Genomic DNA, 1320 nt, shown 5'->3' with positions numbered 1-1320 from the left:
CTGACTGTGAGGCTGGCCGGGTTGGCCCGGAGGTGATGGGCTGATGGTCGGCAGTAGTGGACGTGACTCTTGGCCTGACTGGCTTTGTGCCTTCGAGAGGACTTGTCCGTCCGCTGCTGCCGGCGCCGGCCCGGCGGGAGACGTTGGCCTGATCAGGAGCTTGACCGCCAGTTAGCGGCTGGCGTGTCCCATCACAGTCCTGCCATCTCCGCACCGGACCGGACCCTTGCGTCCCCACGGTGAGGAGAGAACGCATGTCCATGCTGGCAGATGTGGTGGAGGTCGTCATCGGCGTCGACACCCACAAGGACACCCACACCGCTGCGGTGCTGGATACCCGCACCGGCGGGGTGCTGGCCCGGGTCACGGTGACCACGGACCCGGACGGTTACGCGCAGCTGGTGGCTCTGGCCGGGCAACATTCGGGTCTGCGGGCCTGGGCGCTGGAAGGCTCCGGCGGCTACGGCGCCGGCCTGGCCCGGCATCTGACCGTCGCCGGTGAACTGGTCGTCGAGCTGGACCGGCCGCAGCGCCCGGCCCGTCGTGCCGGGGCGAGGTCCGACCCGATCGACGCCGAACGCGCCGCCCGCGACGCTCTGGCCCGCACGCGACTGGCGCAGCCCAAGACCGGCGCGCAACGAGCAGCGCTGCAGGTGCGGCTGACCGCCCGCCGAGCGGCCGTGGAAGCCAGCGCCGACGCCCAACGGCAGCTGCACGCGTTGGTGATCACCGCCCCCGAGGTGGTCCGGGCCCGCTTCCGCGGCCAGAGCACCCGGATCATGCTCACCACCGCCACCCGACTACGCCCCACCAGCAACACGGACGTCGACGTGTTCACCAGCCTGACCGTGTTACGGGACCTCGCCCGCCGCGTCCGCTTCCTCGAAGCCGAAGCCACCGAACACGAAAAAGCGATCCGCACGATCGTCCGCACCTGGCGACCGGACCTGCTCACCCTCACCGGCGTCGGACCGATCGTCGCCGCCACCGTGCTCACCGCCTGGTCCCACCCCGGACGCTGCCGCGACGACGCCGCGTTCGCCATGCTCGCCGGCGCCGCACCGATTCCCGCCTCATCCGGCAAGACCGTCCGCTACCGGCTCAACCGCTCAGGAGACCGCCAACTCAACCGCGCCCTGCACACCATCGTCCTGACCCGGCTACAACGCGACGAGGACACCCGCGCCTACGCCGACCGCCGTCGCGCCCAAGGCAAAACCGACCGCGAGATCAAACGCTGCCTCAAACGCTACGTCGCCCGCGAAATCTACCGACGCCTGGAAACCCCACCCCAACCACTTGACGCGGCATAGGAGCGTC

General features: G+C 70.2%; 1 protein-coding gene. It reads left to right on the top strand.

What is annotated here, in order from left to right; all coding sequences use genetic code 11:
* Nucleotides 1-254 precede the first annotated feature (254 nt).
* Nucleotides 255-1313, top strand: a complete 1059-nt coding sequence (locus DKT68_RS00050; protein ID WP_109815407.1) for an IS110 family RNA-guided transposase — start codon at nucleotides 255-257, stop codon at nucleotides 1311-1313.
* Nucleotides 1314-1320 lie beyond the last annotated feature (7 nt).

Origin of the sequence: Micromonospora acroterricola (genome assembly GCF_003172955.1) — a bacterium.
Taxonomy (GTDB): Bacteria; Actinomycetota; Actinomycetes; order Mycobacteriales; family Micromonosporaceae; genus Micromonospora; species Micromonospora acroterricola.
This window is presented reverse-complemented; position numbering and strand designations above follow the sequence as displayed.